Origin of the sequence: Micromonospora arida (genome assembly GCF_003857035.1) — a bacterium.
Taxonomy (GTDB): Bacteria; Actinomycetota; Actinomycetes; order Mycobacteriales; family Micromonosporaceae; genus Micromonospora; species Micromonospora arida.
The window spans coordinates 12,957-27,456 of the sequence record NZ_QGSY01000282.1; the positions used below are offsets into that span (position 1 = coordinate 12,957).

Here is a 14,500-nt window from a genome sequence, read left to right on the forward strand (position 1 = left end):
CCAGGTCGGCGGCCATCAAGCCTTGACATGTATCGATGTTAACGCCAACATGAACTCCGCCACCTGGTAGCAACGCCACCGTCACATTCCCAGCCCTTCGCGCTTCTCCCCCGGTCCTGCCCGACGCCACCGCTCGACGTCGACCGGACCGGCCATGGCATCGCGGCGGCGCTACAGGTGCTGGTCAATGGCCGTTCCCAATCTCGCGGAGGACACATGCCGCTGCCATTCCCTCGAACCGACCCGAACACCCGTCGGGCCGTCCGCCGGGGGTCTGCCGGCCACGGTGTCCCTCGACGTCTGCGGTCGGCGCTGGCCGCGGCGCTGGTGGTGCTGGCCGTGTCGGCCGGCCTGCCCGCGGCCGCGCCGGCGCACGCCGCGCCAGCCGTCAACTTCACCAACCCGTTGGTGAACCAGCGGGCCGACCCGCACATCTTCCGGCACACCGACGGCTACTACTACCTGACCGCTACGGTGCCGCAGTACGACCGGATCGTGCTGCGCCGGGCGACCACCCTGCAGGGGTTGGCAACGGCCGCGGAGACGACGATCTGGAGCCGTCACACCAGCGGAGAGATGGGCGCCCACATCTGGGCGCCGGAGATCCACTTCATCAACAACCGGTGGTACGTCTACTTCGCCGCGGGCCGGACCGACGACGTGTGGCGGATCCGGATGTACGTGTTGGAGAACGCCAACGCGAATCCGCTGACCGGTCTGTGGACGGAACGCGGCCGGATCACGACACCCTGGGACACCTTCAGCCTGGACGCCTCGACCTTCGTCGCCAACGGAGTGCGCTATCTGACCTGGGCACAGCAGGAGCCGTCGATCGGAAACAACTCCAACGTCTACCTCGCCCGAATGGGTGCCAACCCGTGGCAGATCACCGGCACCGTGACCCGACTCGTCGTGCCGACGTACGACTGGGAGACCCGCGGTTACCGGGTTGCCGAGGGACCGGCGGTAATCCAACGAAACGGCCGGATCTTCCTGACCTACTCGGCCAGTGCCACGGACGCCAACTACTGCCTCGGGATGCTGAGCGCCTCCGCCAGCGCGAACCTGCTCGACGCCGCTTCCTGGAGCAAGAGCCCCAGCCCGGTGTTCGCCAGCAACGCGGCCACCGGCCAGTACGGCCCCGGCCACAACTCGTTCACCGTCTCCGAGGACGGGCAGAGTGACGTCCTCGTCTACCACGACCGGAACTACCGCGACATCACCGGCGATCCGCTCAACGACCCGAACCGACGCACCCGGCTACAGAAGGTGTACTGGAACGCCGACGGCACCCCGAACTTCGGCATCCCGGTGCCCGACGGGGTCACACCGGTGCGGCTGCGGTCCCATGACCAGGCCGGCAGCTTCATCCGGCACTACGACTACCGGGCACGGATCGAGCCGAACGTGACCAACCTGGCCGACTCCCAGTTCCGCATCGTCACCGGCCTCGCTGGCGGCGGTTCGGTGTCGCTGGAGTCGACCAACTTCCCCGGTTACTACCTACGCCACCGGGGCTACGCCCTGTACGTGGAGAAGAACGACGGCTCGGCGCTGTTCGGCGGCGACGCGAGCTTCCGTCGTCAAGCCGGCCTCGCCGACAGCGCCGGGATCTCCCTGGAGTCGCAGAACTTCCCGGGCCGCCACGTGCGCCACCGCGACGGACTGCTCTACATCGAGGCGGTCACTTCGAGCGCCGAGCGCGCCTCGGCCACCTTCCACCTCGAGTAGGTACCGCGGTCGTCGACACCCGTCCAGGTTCGCCCGGAGCCCATTCCAGCCAGGAGGAGCCATGCCCTTCAGCATCACCAGAAGACCGTCCAGCGGCGGATCGATTTGTCGCGGCCGGCGTACGGGCCTGGTGTTCGCCATGATCACCACGCTGGTCGGCACGGCCGGTGCCACTCTGGTCGGCGCACCGCCGGCAGCGGCGGCGAGCATCGACACCAACGCCTACTACGTCCTGGTCAATCGGAACAGCGGCAAGGTCCTCGACGTCCGGGACACCTCGACGTCAGACGGCGCAGTGATCCAGCAGTGGTCCCGTAACGACGGCGCGTGGCAACAGTTCCAGTTCGTCTCGTCCGGCGGCGGCTACTACCGCCTCAAGGCCCGGCACAGCGGCAAGGTCGTCGACCTCTGGGAGTGGAACACCGCCGACGGCGCCGAGTACCGCCAGTGGTCCGATCTCAACGGCACCAACCAGCAGTTCCAGGTCCTCGACTCCGACGGCGGCTACGTCCGGCTGATCAACCGCCACTCCGCCAAGGCACTTGAGGTCTGGGAGCGGTCCACCGCCGACGGGGGCCGGATCAGTCAGTACGCCGACCTCAACGGCCCGAACCAGCAGTGGCAGCTGGTCGCGGTAGGTGGCGGCAGCACGCCACCGACCACCGGCTGTGGCAGCGGGTCGAGCAACGCCGAGGCCGTACTGAGCGGGAGCACCTGGACGGCCCGCAATGGCTCGTCGACGGTCTACTCGGGCGCGGACATGCTGTCGGCGATGCAGGCGGCGGTCAACTCGCTCTCGGCGGGCCGTACGTCGAAGCAGCGGGTGGTGGTTCGCGGCTCCGGCTCGATGAGCGCGGGTTCGCGGTTGTCGCTGCCGTCGTACACGACCCTGGCCGTCTGCGGCACGATCAACGTGACCGGGTCGGGTTCGGGTGACCAGGCGCCGGTGTACTCGCGGGGCACCACGGACGTCGAGGTGCAGAACCTCACGCTGACCGGTGCGCCGTTGTACGGGATCTTCATGCGCAACGTGAACAACCTGACTCTCGGGCAGATCGACATGCGGCTCTCCGCCGGTCTGGGCGTACGCATCGACAACCACGGTGGAGATCGAGCGGTCAAGGTGCGCAACGTCCGCATCGACAACGTGTACGTGTCGGGGACCGGCACCCACGGGGTGGAGACGTACGGCGTGGACGGTCTGACGATCGGCACGGTCACGGCCCGGAACACCCGGGACTCCGGCCTGCTGCTCAATGACACGATCAACGCCACTGTGGGCACCGTCGACGCGCAGGGCGCCGGGGCCGGGACCGGGTACGCCGCGTTCCGGATGGCCAACCGCAACGGCCGGGTGGGCAACTCGTACCCGACCAACATCCGGGTCGGAACCGTGCTCGCGTCCGGCGGTGGTCGGGGAATCTTCTGCGTGTCGGAGTCCGGTGGCGCGGTCATCGACCGGGTGACGATCTCCAACACGGGGAACAACTCGATTCTGGTGGAGAACTGCTACAACGTCGTGATCGCCGGGGTGTCCGGGACGGTGACGGGCGGCGGCGAGGTGCGGATCGCGGCCCGGAGCGAGTTCCCGATCTCCTCCGGCATCCGATTCCAGAATCTGACCGTCAGCGGCACCAACATCACCCAGAGCCCGTGCGGTGGAGCGAACAACACGATCAGCAACGTCACGCGGGTCAACTCGACGCTGACGTGGTGTTGACCCGGTGCGGAGCGGCCGCCCGTATCGGGGCGGCCGCTCCGAGCCGGATCGCGCCAGCCCGGACCGGTAGCGGGGTTTCGTCCGCTGGCGCTTGCGGGTAGCGATGGCCCATGAACCGCAATCTCGTCAAGGCTCTGCAGGTCGCGTGGGAGTTGCCGGAGTTCCGCACCGGGGTGCGACACGTCGTCGATCTCGATGAGGTCGCGGTGCTGCTGGCCACGCTGTCCGTTCCGGACCATGACCACGAGGTGGAACGCAGCCTGCTGAGCCTGCTGCGGTCCGCCCTGGACACTGTCGAGATCCGCGAAGCGGTGTTGCTGCTGCTGGAGCAGGACGAGGTGCGCAGGCCGCTCGTCGCGGCGGCGGTGGAGCCGCTGGCGGACCGGCCGGGTCAGGCTGCCGCCATCGCGTCGGCGGCCGAGGATCCTGTGGTGCGGCGTGAGGTGCGGGCGGTGCTGGCCAGCGCCAAGGTGCGCGAGCTGATCTGGCAGGCGATCGAGAACCAGCTGAGCGAGGACCGGTTCGGTCTGATCCGCCGGGCGGCGGTGCTGTTCGTGCGGCACCCGAGCGTCCGGCGCCTCGCCTGGGCCCTGCGCCGGCACGGGGTGTTGCGGGAACTAGGCCGCAACCGGTGATCGGCGCCAGCCGGTGCCACCGGCACCGGCTGGCATGACCCTGGACGGCAGATCACCGACGACGGCGGGCCATCCACTGCCAGATGTGGGTGCCGTTGAGGCTCGGGTCGTTGCGGGCCACGTAGATCCAGGACCAGTGGCCGGGGAACTGGTAGCCGTTCCAGACGACGTTGTCGTACAGGCTGACCAGGGATCCCGGGATGAGGTCGTGGGCGTGGATCGTGTTGGTCTGGGGCGGCACCGTGTCGTCGTCGAGCGAGGTGACCAGCCAGGTCGGGGTCTGGATCTGCGCCAGTTCCGCGTCGGTGATCAGCGGCGGGCCCTCCCCGCTGAGCGGCTGGACGACGCCGCAGATCGGCACCGACGCGGCGAACAGGTCGGGGTAGGCGACTGTCATCTCCAGTGACATGTAGCCACCGTTGCTGCACCCGACCACGTAGATCCGGTCCGGATCGACACGCTTGCGGCGGACGAGGTCCTGGACGATCTCGCGGATCAGCGGGGCGAACCGGGGGCCGTCCTCCATCCAGTAGGAGGTGCTCTGCGGAGCGACGACGTACGCGCCGGAGAAGATCCGCTGGGCCTGCGGGGTGGCGAAGCCGAGTGCGCCCCGGTTGGCGCGCAGCGTGGTCTCGTTGTCGTAGTAGTCGTCGGGCAGTGAGGCGCCCTCGCCGCCGCCGTGCAGCCAGACGATCAGGGGTCGCCTACCGTGCCGGGGCGAGTGGTCGGGAGAGTAGAGCCGGTACTTCAGACCCGAACCCGAGACGTGGTGGCTGAAGGCGTCGACCTCGGGGTTGGACAGCCGCCCCTGCACGAAGCGCGTGATGGTGAGCGGCGTGCCGTGGCGCCGGACGATCGGGGTGTTCTGGGTGATGGTGTAGACGAGGTCCAGCCGGACGTTGCGGCCCCTGCTCAGGATGTACCCGAGGGTGCCACCGCCGGGTTGGCCCTCGGCGTGGCTCAGCTCCAGCACGATGTTGCCGTGCCGGTCGAGCCGGGCGGCGGTCACCGTGCGGTCCAGGTCGTACTCGCTGAAGATCAGGTCGCCGGGGGCGATCGGGATCGGGCTGGTGGCCTTGGCGTGCACGCTGAACGTGCGCGGGGTCAGCCCGGCCGGGTCGATCGGCCCGAGCCGGGCGGTGTCGAGGGTGACCGAGGTGACCTGCTCACCGCCGTCGAGCGTTCTCGCGTCGAGGGTGAACCTCACGCTGGTGGGGTGGTGACCACCGGCGTGGGCGGCGACGCTGGGCAGGGCCAGGCCGATGGCGGCACCGGCCCCTCCGGCCAGAACGGTGCGACGAGTGACAGGCGTGGACATGCGGCCCCCGTACCTCACGATTTAGACGATCGTCGATGGCATCTCAACGTAACGCGGTGGAGATCAGCTGGCAACCGGTGTGGGGCACTGGACTCCACTCCGCCTGATCCACCGGCAACCAGGCCGCCCGCCTCGTACTTTGGGACGATCTGGAGTCGCACCACCGTTCGTACGATGAATGCCATGCACCCTCGCCTGCACGCGGTTTTGGCCGAGCCGCGTGTCTCCCCCGCCCCGTCGCGGACGTGGCGCGACTGGGCGGTGATCGTCGTCCTCGGGCCGGCGATCGTGGTGGAAGGGATCGTCCGACCTGATCTGCCCTGGCGGGTGGGCTGCGTCGTCGTCGTGCTCGCGCTGCTGCCCACGCTCCTGTGGCGGCGTACGGCGCCGCTCGCGATGGTGGTGATCGCGTTCGGCTGCACGACGGTCGCGCCGTTCGTGCTGCCCGGCGATCCGTGCCAACTGTTCACGGCGAGCTTCCTGGTTGTCCTGGTGCACGCGCTGTTCCGCTGGGGTTCCGGCCGGGATGCCGTGATCGGCTCGTTCTTCGTGGTGGCCAAGGTGACGACCGCTGGTCTGGTCGGGTCGGTCGACGGTGGCGAGTTGGTCGCCGGCTTCGCGGTGATGTTCGCCGCCGCCACGCTGGGTGTCGCGATCCGCTTCCGCGCCGCCGCCCGGCTGCGCGAACTCGATCAGGTGAAGCTGTTGGAGCGGGAGCGGCTCGCCCGTGACCTGCACGACACTGTGGCGCATCACGTGTCGGCGATGGCGATCCGCGCCCAGGCCGGCATCGCCGCGTCGGCGACCCAGCCGGGTGCCGCCGTCGAGGCACTGCACACCATCGAGGCCGAGGCGTCCCGTGCGCTGGCCGAGATGCGCGCGATGGTCCGCGTCCTGCGCCGCGACGAGCCCGCCGACCTGGCGCCCAACCCGCAGGTCGCCGACATCGGGCGGCTCGCCGGGCAGTTCCGCACCGGGCCCGCCGTGGACGTGGAGCTGTGCGGCGACCTCGGCGACCTTCCGCCCACTGTCGGCTCCGCGCTCTACCGCCTGGCCCAGGAGTCGGTCACCAACGCCCGTCGACACGCCCGCCACGCCACCCGCATCGAGGTCAGCGTCGCGGCCGACGACACGTCCGTGCGCCTGCGGGTCAGCGACGATGGCGAGGTCGGCGCCGCCCGTCCGGCCGGCCCTCCCGGTTTCGGCCTGGTCGGAATGAAGGAGCGCGCCGACCTGCTCGGCGGCACCTGCGAGGCCGGCCCCGATCCCGACCGCGGATGGACCGTCACGGCCGTGCTTCCGCGCGAGGGGGTCGGCGCGTGACGGTTCGCGTGCTCGTGGCGGACGACCAGGAGATCGTCCGTACCGGCCTCACCATCATCCTGAACACGCAGCCCGGCATCGAGGTCGTCGGTGGTGCCGGCGACGGCCGCCACGCGGTCGAACTCGCCCGGCGGCTCCGCCCCGACGTGTGTCTGTTCGACATTCGGATGCCGGGCATGGACGGCATCGAGGCCACCCGGGCGCTCGCCGGGCCAACGGTCCCGGAGCCGCTCGCGGTGGTCGTCATCACGACCTTCGACCTCGACGAGTACGTGTACGCGGCGCTGCGGGCCGGCGCCCGCGGCTTCCTGCTCAAGGAGGCCGGACCTGACCTGCTCAGCCAGGCCGTGCACGCCGCCGCCAACGGGGACGCGCTGATCGCGCCGAGCGTCACCACGCGGCTGCTGAAGGCGTTCGCCGACGCGGATCCGGCCGCACCGCGCACGCAGCCCATCGAGGCGCTCACCGACCGGGAGGAGCAGGTCCTGGTCGCCGTCGCGCGCGGACGCACCAATCAGGAGATCGCCGACGAGCTCTACATCACGTTGAGCACGGTCAAGTCGCACGTCACCAGCCTGATGACCAAGCTGGGGGTGCGTAACCGGGTCGAGTTGGCGATGTGGGCGTACGAGACCAACCGCCGCCGACGGCACTGGTGACCGGCGGAAGTACGACGACGGCGTCCGACCATGGGCCGACCCGATCGCGGCCCTTGTGCCGATGAGCGAGGGCGGGTGCGGCGACCACCATCGGTGGCATGACGATGCGCGAGTGGCGGCTACCGGCCGCGTTGATCCTGCTGGGCCTGATCCCGATGCTCGCCGGCGCGGGACGCCTCACCGAGCTGGGCAGCGGACCGGAGATCACCCCGGCCAATGCGCGCTTCGTCGCCGATCCGCTGCCGGTGGTGCTGCACATCGTCGGCGCGGTGGTCTACACGATCCTCGGCGCGTTCCAGTTCGTGCCCCGTCTGCGCCGCCACTCCTGGCATCGCCGGGCCGGCCGCGCGCTCGTCCCCTGCGGGCTGACGGTCGCCTTCACCGGCCTGTGGATGGCCGTCGCGTACGACCTGCCGGCCCACGACAACGACGTGCTCGCCGGCATGCGACTCGTTTTCGGCTCGGCCATGGCCGGCGCGATCCTGCTCGGTCTCGCCGCCGTGCTACGCCGGGACATCGCCCGGCACCGCAGGTGGATGGCGCGCGGTTACGCGATCGGCCTCGGTGCCGGCACCCAGGCGTTCACCCACGCGCCGTACCTCATCGCGACCGGCGAGCAGCCCGACGGGAACGTCCGGGCCGGGCTGGTGGTCGCCGGCTGGTTGATCAACCTTGCGGTGGCTGAGTGGTACCTGCGCCGTCCGGCGCGGGTCGTCACCGCGCCGGCCCTCAGGCTGAGCTGAGCCCGCCGGCCGTCGGTGACCGGCTCAGGCCACCCCGGATGTCCTCCTCGATCCGCTTCGCGGCGGCCAGCAGCGGCGGGAGCAGCTCTCGACGGATCATCTCGAAGGACCCCCGGCTGGCGTGCGCGGAGACGTTCACCGCGGCGATCACCGACCCGTTCTCGCCGTGGATCGGCGCGGCCACCGAACGCAGCCCCTCCTCCAACTCCTGGTCCACGATGGCGTAGCCCTGAGCGGCGATCTTCGTCAGGACGGCGCGCAGCTTGGCCGCGTCGGTGACGGTGCGCCGGGTCAGCGGCCGCAGCTGCGCGCTGGCGAGGTAGTCGTCCAGCCACTGCACCGGTTGAGCGGCAAGCAGCACCCGGCCCATGGAGGTGGCATACGCGGGGAACCGGGTGCCGACGCTGATCCCCACGGTCATGATCCGCTTGGTGGGCACGCGGGCGACGTAGACCACCTCGTCGCCGTCGAGCACGGACACCGAGCAGGACTCGTGCACCTGCGCGACCAGCGCCTCCATGTGCCGCTGCGCGACCTCGGGCAGGCTCAGGCTGGACAGGTAGGCGTAGCCGAGTTCGAGGATCCGGGCCCGCAGCGAGAAGAGCCGGCCGTCGGTGTGCACGTAGCCCAACTCGACCAGGGTGAGCAGGAACCGGCGCGCCGCGGCCCGCGTCAACCCGGTCCGCCTGGCCACCTCGCTGAGCGTGAGCTGCGGATGTTCGCCGTCGAACGCCCGGATCACCGCGAGACCGCGCTCCAGCGACTGAACGAACTCCGGCGACCTCGTCGCCTCATCGCTCACGCTCACCCGGCCTCCTGCCGCAGGGTCTCCCGGGCCACCTTGAACGCCCGGTTCGCCGCCGGTACACCAGCGTAGACGCCGACCTGGAGCAGGACCTCCGCCACCTCCTCCGGGCTGAGCCCGTTGCGCAGCGCGGCCCGGACATGCATCGCCAACTCCTCGTCGTGGTGCAGGGCGGCGAGCACGGCGAGGGTGACGCAACTACGGGTCCGCCGGTCGAGGCCCGGCCGGCTCCACACCTCCCCCCAGGCGTAGCGGGTGATGAAGTCCTGGAAGTCGGCGGTGAACTCGTCCGTGCCGGCGATCGCCCGGTCCACGTGCGCGTCACCCAGCACCTGTCGACGTACCGTCATGCCCGCCTCGTGCCGCTCGCGGTCGTTCATCAGTCACCACGTCCCTCGTGGAAGTGCTCCAACAGGAGTCGGCACACCTGCTCGGGCTGCTCGACGTTGGCCAGGTGCGCCGCCGCGTCGACCACCGCCAGCCGGGCCCGTGGGATGCGCCAGACGATCTCGCGGGCGTGCTCCACCGGGGTGGCCGGGTCGTCCGCGCCGGCGATGACCAGCGTCGGCGCGGCGACCCGGCCGAGGTCGGGTCGGAGGTCCATCGCGGCTATCGCTTCGCAGCAGGCGGCGTATCCGGCCGGCGACGTCGCGGTCAGCATGGCGCGGTGGGTGGCGACCACCTCCGGCCGGGCGGCGGCGAAGGCCGGGGTGAACCAGCGGGCCACCACCGCGTCGGCGATCGCCGGCATTCCCCTGGCGCGTACCGTCGCGGCTCGGGCCCGCCACTGCTCGGCGGGGCCGAGCGACGCCGACGTGCAGAGCAGCGCCAGCCGCCGCACCCGGTCGGGCGCGTACGTCGCGAGCCACATGCCCACCATGCCGCCGAGGGACAACCCCGCGTAGTGGACCCACGGCACGTCGAGGTCGTCCAGCGTCCGCAGCAACTCCCGGCCCAGCAGGTCCAGCGTGTACGGCCCGGGCGGCACCGCCGAGCGGCCGTGGCCCAGGTGGTCGTATCGGATGACCCGGAACCGTTGGGCGAGCGCCGACACCTGGGGTTCCCACATCGCGGCGGCGGTGCCGAGTGAGCTGCCCAGCAGCAGCACCGGCGCGGCGGCCGGGCCGTCGACGGTGAGATGCAACCGGGTGGTCATCCGCCCGCTCCCCGGACGGCGGCCAGGGCGCGGTCGACGAACCGGCCGGCCGAGCCGAGCCAGCGGTACGGGTCGAGCGCCTCGGCCAGGTCCGTGTCGGACAGGTGGGCGCGGACCTCGGGGTCGGCGAGCAGCGCGGCGCGGAACGAGGGTTCGGCGGCGGCGCGGGTCACCAGATCGTGTGCGACGCGGCGGCCGACGGCGGGCGCCAGGCGCGCGGCGACCGCCTCGGCGAGCAGGAGGCCGCCGGTCGCGTCGAGGTTCTCCCGCATCCGCTCCGGACGGACCTGGAGCCCGGTCAGCATCCGGGCGCACCGGGCGGTGGCCCCACCGGTCAGGTGCAGCAGATCGAGGAGCGGCTCCCACTCGGCGTGCCAGCCGCCCGCGGCCCGCTCGTGCTCCTGCACCGCCGCGGCGAACAGGGTGGCGACGAGACCCGGACCGCGTCGCGCCGCGGCGGTGACGAGGATCGAGTCAACCGGGTTGCGCTTGTGCGGCATGGCCGAGGAGCCGCCTCGTCCGGCGCCGCCCTCGGCGACCTCACCCACCTCGTTCTGGGCGAGCAACCCGACGTCGAGCGCGATCTTGCCGGCGGCCACCAGGAGCCCACCGAGGGCGGCGGCCAGGTCGAGCCAGGGTTGACGGCGGGTGTGCCAGGGCAGCGGGCTGGGCGGGAGGCCCAGGTGCGCCGCGAACCGCTCGATGACCTCGGCGCCGGCCGGGCCGAACGCGGCCAGGGTGCCGACCGCGCCGCCGAGTTGCGCGGGCTGTGCGGCGCGGACCTGACGCAGTCGGTCCCGGGCCTGGACCAGACCGGTCAACCAGCCAGCGGCCTTGAGCCCGAAGGTGCTGGGTGCCGCCTGCTGCCCGAGTGTCCGGGCGACCATCACGGTGTCCCGGTGGGCATGGGCCAACCGGGCGGCGGCGTCCACTGCCCCGTCGAGGTGAGCCAGCAGCGGCCCGAGCGCCCGCACCGCCACCAGGACCAGCGCGGTGTCCAGCACATCCTGGCTGGTCGCTCCGCAATGCACCCAGGCTCGGGCGTGCTCCGGCACGGCGGCGGTCAGCTCTCCCACGAGCGGGACGACCGGGTTTCCGGTGGCGTCGGCGGCCCGGCCCAGCGCCGCCGGGTCGTACCGCTCGGCACGGCACTGTTCGACGATCGCCTCGGCCGCCGACACGGGCACGATGCCGGCGTCCGCCGCGGCCCGGGCGAGCGCGGCCTCCACGTCGAGCATCGCCTGGAGCAGGGCCTGGTCGCTGAGTTCCGCGTCGACGTCCGGGGCACCGGAGAGGCCGCCGAGCAGGCCGTCAGAGGGCGAAGAAGACGGTCTCATGGTCGCCCTGAAGGTGGATGTCGAACCGGAACCCGTCCACGGCGGGACTCGCCAGCAGAGTGCCACGGCGGTCGGCGTCGACGCTGCGCAGCACGGGGTCGGCAGCGTTCGCCGTCGACTCGTCGGGGAAGTAGAGCCGGGTGACGAGGCGGTGCAGCAGCCCGCGCCCGAAGACCGACAGGGTCAGGTGGGGGGCTTCGGTGCCGCCGTCCGGCTCGGGCAGCGCACCGGGCTTGACGGTCAGCAGCCGGTACCACCCCTGCCCGTCGGTCTCGCTCCGCCCGAATCCGCGAAAACCCGCGAGCGCGGACGGCCGGGCCCCCCGGGGGTCGTCCGGATGGTCGAACCAGCCCTCCGGGTCGGCCTGCCAGCTCTCCACCATCGCGTCGACCACCGGCGTCCCGGTGCCGTCGACGATCCGACCGCTGATCCAGAACGCGCCCGGCGTGCCCTCGGGCACCACGTACGGGCCGTCGGGCCAGCGCAGGCCGATGTGCAGGTACGGCCCGACGGTCTGCGCGGGCATGACGCCCAACTGCTCACTCATCGTCGTCCTCGTCCTCGAAAGGGGTGCTCTCCCGGCCGCGCAGCACGATGTCGAACTCGTACGCCAGCGCCCACTCCGGTGCGGTGCTGGTGTGGTCGTACCGGGCGATCATCCGTTCCCGGGCCTTCGGGTCGCGGACCGCGTTGAAGATCGGGTCCTGGAAGAAGAGCGGGTCGCCCGGGAAGTACATCTGCGTCACCAGCCGCTGAGTGAACGCGCGGCCGAAGAGGGAGAAGTGGATGTGCGCCGGCCGCCAGGCGTTGTCGTGGTTACGCCAGGGGTAGGCGCCGGGCTGCACGGTGATGAACCGGTAGCGCCCCTGGTCGTCGGTGAGCGCCCGGCCCACCCCTTCGAAGTGGGGGTCGAGCGGCGCCGGCCAGGTGTCCCGTGCGTCGCGGTACCGACCGGCGGCGTTGGCCTGCCAGATCTCGACCAGCGTGTGGGGTACCGGTCGGCCGTCACCGTCGCGGACCCGCCCGTGCACGATGATCCGCTGTCCCTGCGGCTCACCGTCGTGCTGGCGGGTCAGGTCGTGGTCGAGCGCACCGAGCCGCCCCTCCCCCAGCAACGGCCCGGTGACCTCGGTCAGCCGCTGCGGCAGGTAGACCAGTGGGTGTCTCGGCGCCCGCGCCACTGTCGACTTGTAGCCGGGGCTGAGCAGGGGTGGGTGGGCGTCGACGTCGTCGCGCCGGTACCGCGGTAGCACCAGCGCGCTGCTGGCCTGGGTGTCCTGCGTGGTCATGGTCGTCTCCCGTCGGACTTCGTCGCCTCCAGCGCCCGCAGCGCCGCGAGTTCGCGTGCCGTCGGCGGCGCACCGGTTGCCAGTCCGTCGGCGACGGCGAGGTCCCAGCCGGTGGCCGCCCGCGCCTGCTCCCGGGTCACGCCGGGGTGCAGGTGGGTCAGGGTGAGTTCGCAGGTGACCGGATCGGGTTCGAGGACGCCGAGGTCGGTGATCACCACTCGGGGGCCTCCGCCCCGCAGACCGAGTCGCTCCCGGTCGCCCGGGCCCGTCCCGTACCCGACCGAGGTGACGAAGTCGACCCGTTCGGTGAACGTCCGGAGGTCCTGCCGGACGATCACCACGACCTCGCCGCAGGAGGCGGCGATCTCCGGGGCGCCACCGGCGCCGGGCAGCCGGACCGTCGGGGCGTCGTAGTCGCCGCCGACGACCGTGGTGTTGATGTTGCCGTAGCGGTCGAGCTGCGCGGCGCCGAGGAAGCCCACGTCGATCCGGCCGGGCTGGAGCCAGTAGTTGAACACCTCGGGCACCGAGACGACCGCGTCAGCGGTGTCGGCGAGGATCCCGTCTCCGATGGAGAGCGGAAGCCGGTCCGGCTTCGCGCCGAGGCACCCGGATTCGTAGATGAGCACCAGGTTCGGGGCGTGGGTCGCCCGGGCGAGATTCGCCGCCGTGCTGGGCAACCCGATCCCGACGAAACAGGCGGCGCCGTCGCGTAGTTGCCGTGCTGCGGCGACGGTCATCATCTCGTCCGCGGTCCAGCCGGTCGTCAGTTCGTCGGTCACGCCGGCGCCCCGGCCTTGTGCACGTGCTCGTCCACCCAGGCGCGGAAGGTGTCGCGGTGCCGGCTGACGGCGTCCCAGTCGCGGTAGAAGTCGTTGTCGCGCACCGAGTAGCCGTGGGCGTAGGAGGGGTGCGCGCCTCCGGGCACCTCGGCCACCGCGGTGACCGCCCAGCCGGGCAGGACCACCTGCCCGGGTACGGGTTCCCACTCGTCCACGATCTCCTCGACGGTGACCAGTGACCGATGGGCGGCGAGCACCGCCTCCTTCTGCACCCCGGTGATGCCCCACATCTGCACGTTGCCGTTCCGGTCGGCGCGCTGGGCGTGCACCACCGTCACGTCCGGACGCAGGGCGGGGACGGCGGTCAGCGTCTCTCCGGTGAACGGGCAGGTGATGGGCCGGATGTTGGTGGTGTGCCCGGGCAGGTCGGTGCCGGTGTAGCCGCGCAGGACGGCGAACGGCAGCCCGGACGCCCCGGCGACGTACCGGTTGGCCATGCCCGCGTGACTGTGCTCCTCCAGTTCGAGTGGACGTGGCCAGGCGTGCTGCACGGCGTCCCGGAAGCGGTGCAGCGACCCGACGCCCGGGTTGCCACCCCAGGAGAAGACCAGGCGACGCGCGCAGCCCGCCCCGATCAGCTGGTCGTAGATGACGTCGGGGGTCATCCGCACGAGGGTCAGATCCTGCCGCCCCTGGCGGATGATCTCGTGACCGGCGGCGAACGGAATGAGGTGCGTGAACCCTTCCAGGGCCACCACGTCGCCGTCGCGGACCAGGTGCGCCACGCCGTCGGTCAGCGAGACGAGCTTCGCCATGGGCCTCCCCGCCTCCTGCGTGAACCGTGCTGCCGCCAGCCGTTCGCTATGCGGACTGCCGTACTCATCTCGAACGTACGACGGGGAACGACATCCGTCAACGACGGGCCGGACCGCCGTCCACAGTGACCGGCAATCACGCCGAGCGATGCGTTGACGCGAGCGGGACCACGTGCCAACGTTCATG

At 71.3% G+C, this 14,500-nt stretch carries 15 protein-coding genes; 6 read left to right on the forward strand and 9 right to left on the reverse strand.

Annotated elements, in window-relative coordinates:
• Positions 1-216: 216 nt before the first annotated feature.
• The 3 genes from DLJ58_RS28520 to DLJ58_RS28530 all read left to right on the forward strand — a co-directional run bounded on the left by DLJ58_RS28520 (position 217) and on the right by DLJ58_RS28530 (position 4,086).
• Entirely contained in the window at positions 217-1,731 is a 1,515-nt protein-coding gene (locus DLJ58_RS28520) for a family 43 glycosylhydrolase (protein WP_124860903.1), read from the forward strand.
• Between the two features lie 139 nt (positions 1,732-1,870).
• On the forward strand, positions 1,871-3,451 hold the full coding sequence (locus DLJ58_RS28525) for an RICIN domain-containing protein (RefSeq protein WP_124860905.1): 1,581 nt from the start codon (positions 1,871-1,873) through the stop codon (positions 3,449-3,451).
• Positions 3,452-3,561: 110 nt separating this feature from the next.
• The gene (locus DLJ58_RS28530) at positions 3,562-4,086 is read left to right on the forward strand and encodes a hypothetical protein (protein WP_124860907.1); all 525 of its coding nucleotides are present in this window, start codon (positions 3,562-3,564) and stop codon (positions 4,084-4,086) included.
• A gap of 52 nt (positions 4,087-4,138) precedes the next feature.
• On the opposite strand, the gene DLJ58_RS28535 is transcribed toward DLJ58_RS28530, so the two are convergent.
• Positions 4,139-5,404 carry a prolyl oligopeptidase family serine peptidase gene (locus DLJ58_RS28535; protein WP_124860909.1) on the reverse strand — a complete coding sequence of 422 codons (1,266 nt, stop codon included), beginning with the start codon at positions 5,402-5,404 and terminating at the stop codon, positions 4,139-4,141.
• A gap of 183 nt (positions 5,405-5,587) precedes the next feature.
• Here DLJ58_RS28535 and DLJ58_RS28540 point away from each other — a divergent pair, with 183 nt between their 5' ends.
• The 3 genes from DLJ58_RS28540 (at position 5,588) to DLJ58_RS28550 (ending at position 8,129) form a co-directional block, all read left to right on the forward strand.
• Positions 5,588-6,727, forward strand: coding sequence for a sensor histidine kinase (locus tag DLJ58_RS28540; protein WP_124860911.1), 1,140 nt, complete (start codon positions 5,588-5,590; stop codon positions 6,725-6,727).
• Positions 6,724-7,386, forward strand: coding sequence for a response regulator (locus DLJ58_RS28545; RefSeq protein ID WP_124860913.1), 663 nt, complete (start codon positions 6,724-6,726; stop codon positions 7,384-7,386). The genes DLJ58_RS28540 and DLJ58_RS28545 overlap by 4 nt, the downstream gene beginning before the upstream one ends.
• A gap of 98 nt (positions 7,387-7,484) precedes the next feature.
• Positions 7,485-8,129 (forward strand): DUF2306 domain-containing protein, encoded by a 645-nt coding sequence (locus DLJ58_RS28550; RefSeq protein WP_124860915.1) that lies wholly within the window; start codon positions 7,485-7,487, stop codon positions 8,127-8,129.
• Here DLJ58_RS28550 and DLJ58_RS28555 read toward each other — a convergent pair.
• From DLJ58_RS28555 to DLJ58_RS28590, 8 genes are read right to left on the reverse strand one after another with little or no spacing between them, the layout of a single operon-like run.
• Positions 8,116-8,937 (reverse strand): IclR family transcriptional regulator, encoded by an 822-nt coding sequence (locus DLJ58_RS28555; protein WP_244219167.1) that lies wholly within the window; start codon positions 8,935-8,937, stop codon positions 8,116-8,118. The genes DLJ58_RS28550 and DLJ58_RS28555 overlap by 14 nt on opposite strands.
• Entirely contained in the window at positions 8,934-9,314 is a 381-nt protein-coding gene (pcaC, locus tag DLJ58_RS28560) for a 4-carboxymuconolactone decarboxylase (RefSeq protein WP_124860917.1), read from the reverse strand. Before pcaC ends, DLJ58_RS28555 begins: the two co-directional genes overlap by 4 nt.
• On the reverse strand, positions 9,314-10,090 hold the full coding sequence (gene pcaD / locus DLJ58_RS28565; protein WP_124860919.1) for a 3-oxoadipate enol-lactonase: 777 nt from the start codon (positions 10,088-10,090) through the stop codon (positions 9,314-9,316). Before pcaD ends, pcaC begins: the two co-directional genes overlap by 1 nt.
• Positions 10,087-11,427 (reverse strand): 3-carboxy-cis,cis-muconate cycloisomerase, encoded by a 1,341-nt coding sequence (pcaB, locus tag DLJ58_RS28570; protein ID WP_124860921.1) that lies wholly within the window; start codon positions 11,425-11,427, stop codon positions 10,087-10,089. The genes pcaD and pcaB overlap by 4 nt, the downstream gene beginning before the upstream one ends.
• Complete coding sequence (pcaG, locus tag DLJ58_RS28575; protein WP_124860923.1) at positions 11,402-11,974, reverse strand: protocatechuate 3,4-dioxygenase subunit alpha; 573 nt, start codon at positions 11,972-11,974, stop codon at positions 11,402-11,404. The genes pcaB and pcaG overlap by 26 nt, the downstream gene beginning before the upstream one ends.
• Positions 11,967-12,716: a protocatechuate 3,4-dioxygenase subunit beta gene (pcaH, locus tag DLJ58_RS28580; RefSeq protein WP_124860925.1), complete on the reverse strand. Its 750-nt coding sequence runs from the start codon at positions 12,714-12,716 to the stop codon at positions 11,967-11,969. Before pcaH ends, pcaG begins: the two co-directional genes overlap by 8 nt.
• Positions 12,713-13,498, reverse strand: a complete 786-nt coding sequence (locus DLJ58_RS28585; RefSeq protein ID WP_244219168.1) for a CoA-transferase subunit beta — start codon at positions 13,496-13,498, stop codon at positions 12,713-12,715. Before DLJ58_RS28585 ends, pcaH begins: the two co-directional genes overlap by 4 nt.
• Entirely contained in the window at positions 13,495-14,313 is an 819-nt protein-coding gene (locus tag DLJ58_RS28590; RefSeq protein ID WP_124860927.1) for a CoA transferase subunit A, read from the reverse strand. Before DLJ58_RS28590 ends, DLJ58_RS28585 begins: the two co-directional genes overlap by 4 nt.
• Between the last annotated feature and the right edge of the window lie 187 nt (positions 14,314-14,500).

Coding starts and splice junctions, on each gene's coding strand:
- DLJ58_RS28520 (WP_124860903.1), top strand. CDS start 217: ATGCCGCTGCCATTCCCTCGAACCGACCCGAACACCCGTCGGGCCGTC.
- DLJ58_RS28535 (WP_124860909.1), bottom strand. CDS start 5,404: ATGTCCACGCCTGTCACTCGTCGCACCGTTCTGGCCGGAGGGGCCGGT.
- DLJ58_RS28525 (WP_124860905.1), top strand. CDS start 1,871: ATGATCACCACGCTGGTCGGCACGGCCGGTGCCACTCTGGTCGGCGCA.
- DLJ58_RS28590 (WP_124860927.1), bottom strand. CDS start 14,313: ATGGCGAAGCTCGTCTCGCTGACCGACGGCGTGGCGCACCTGGTCCGC.
- DLJ58_RS28550 (WP_124860915.1), top strand. CDS start 7,485: ATGACGATGCGCGAGTGGCGGCTACCGGCCGCGTTGATCCTGCTGGGC.
- pcaB (WP_124860921.1), bottom strand. CDS start 11,427: ATGAGACCGTCTTCTTCGCCCTCTGACGGCCTGCTCGGCGGCCTCTCC.
- pcaC (WP_124860917.1), bottom strand. CDS start 9,314: ATGAACGACCGCGAGCGGCACGAGGCGGGCATGACGGTACGTCGACAG.
- pcaH (WP_124860925.1), bottom strand. CDS start 12,716: ATGACCACGCAGGACACCCAGGCCAGCAGCGCGCTGGTGCTACCGCGG.
- DLJ58_RS28530 (WP_124860907.1), top strand. CDS start 3,562: ATGAACCGCAATCTCGTCAAGGCTCTGCAGGTCGCGTGGGAGTTGCCG.
- pcaD (WP_124860919.1), bottom strand. CDS start 10,090: ATGACCACCCGGTTGCATCTCACCGTCGACGGCCCGGCCGCCGCGCCG.
- pcaG (WP_124860923.1), bottom strand. CDS start 11,974: ATGAGTGAGCAGTTGGGCGTCATGCCCGCGCAGACCGTCGGGCCGTAC.
- DLJ58_RS28540 (WP_124860911.1), top strand. CDS start 5,588: ATGCACCCTCGCCTGCACGCGGTTTTGGCCGAGCCGCGTGTCTCCCCC.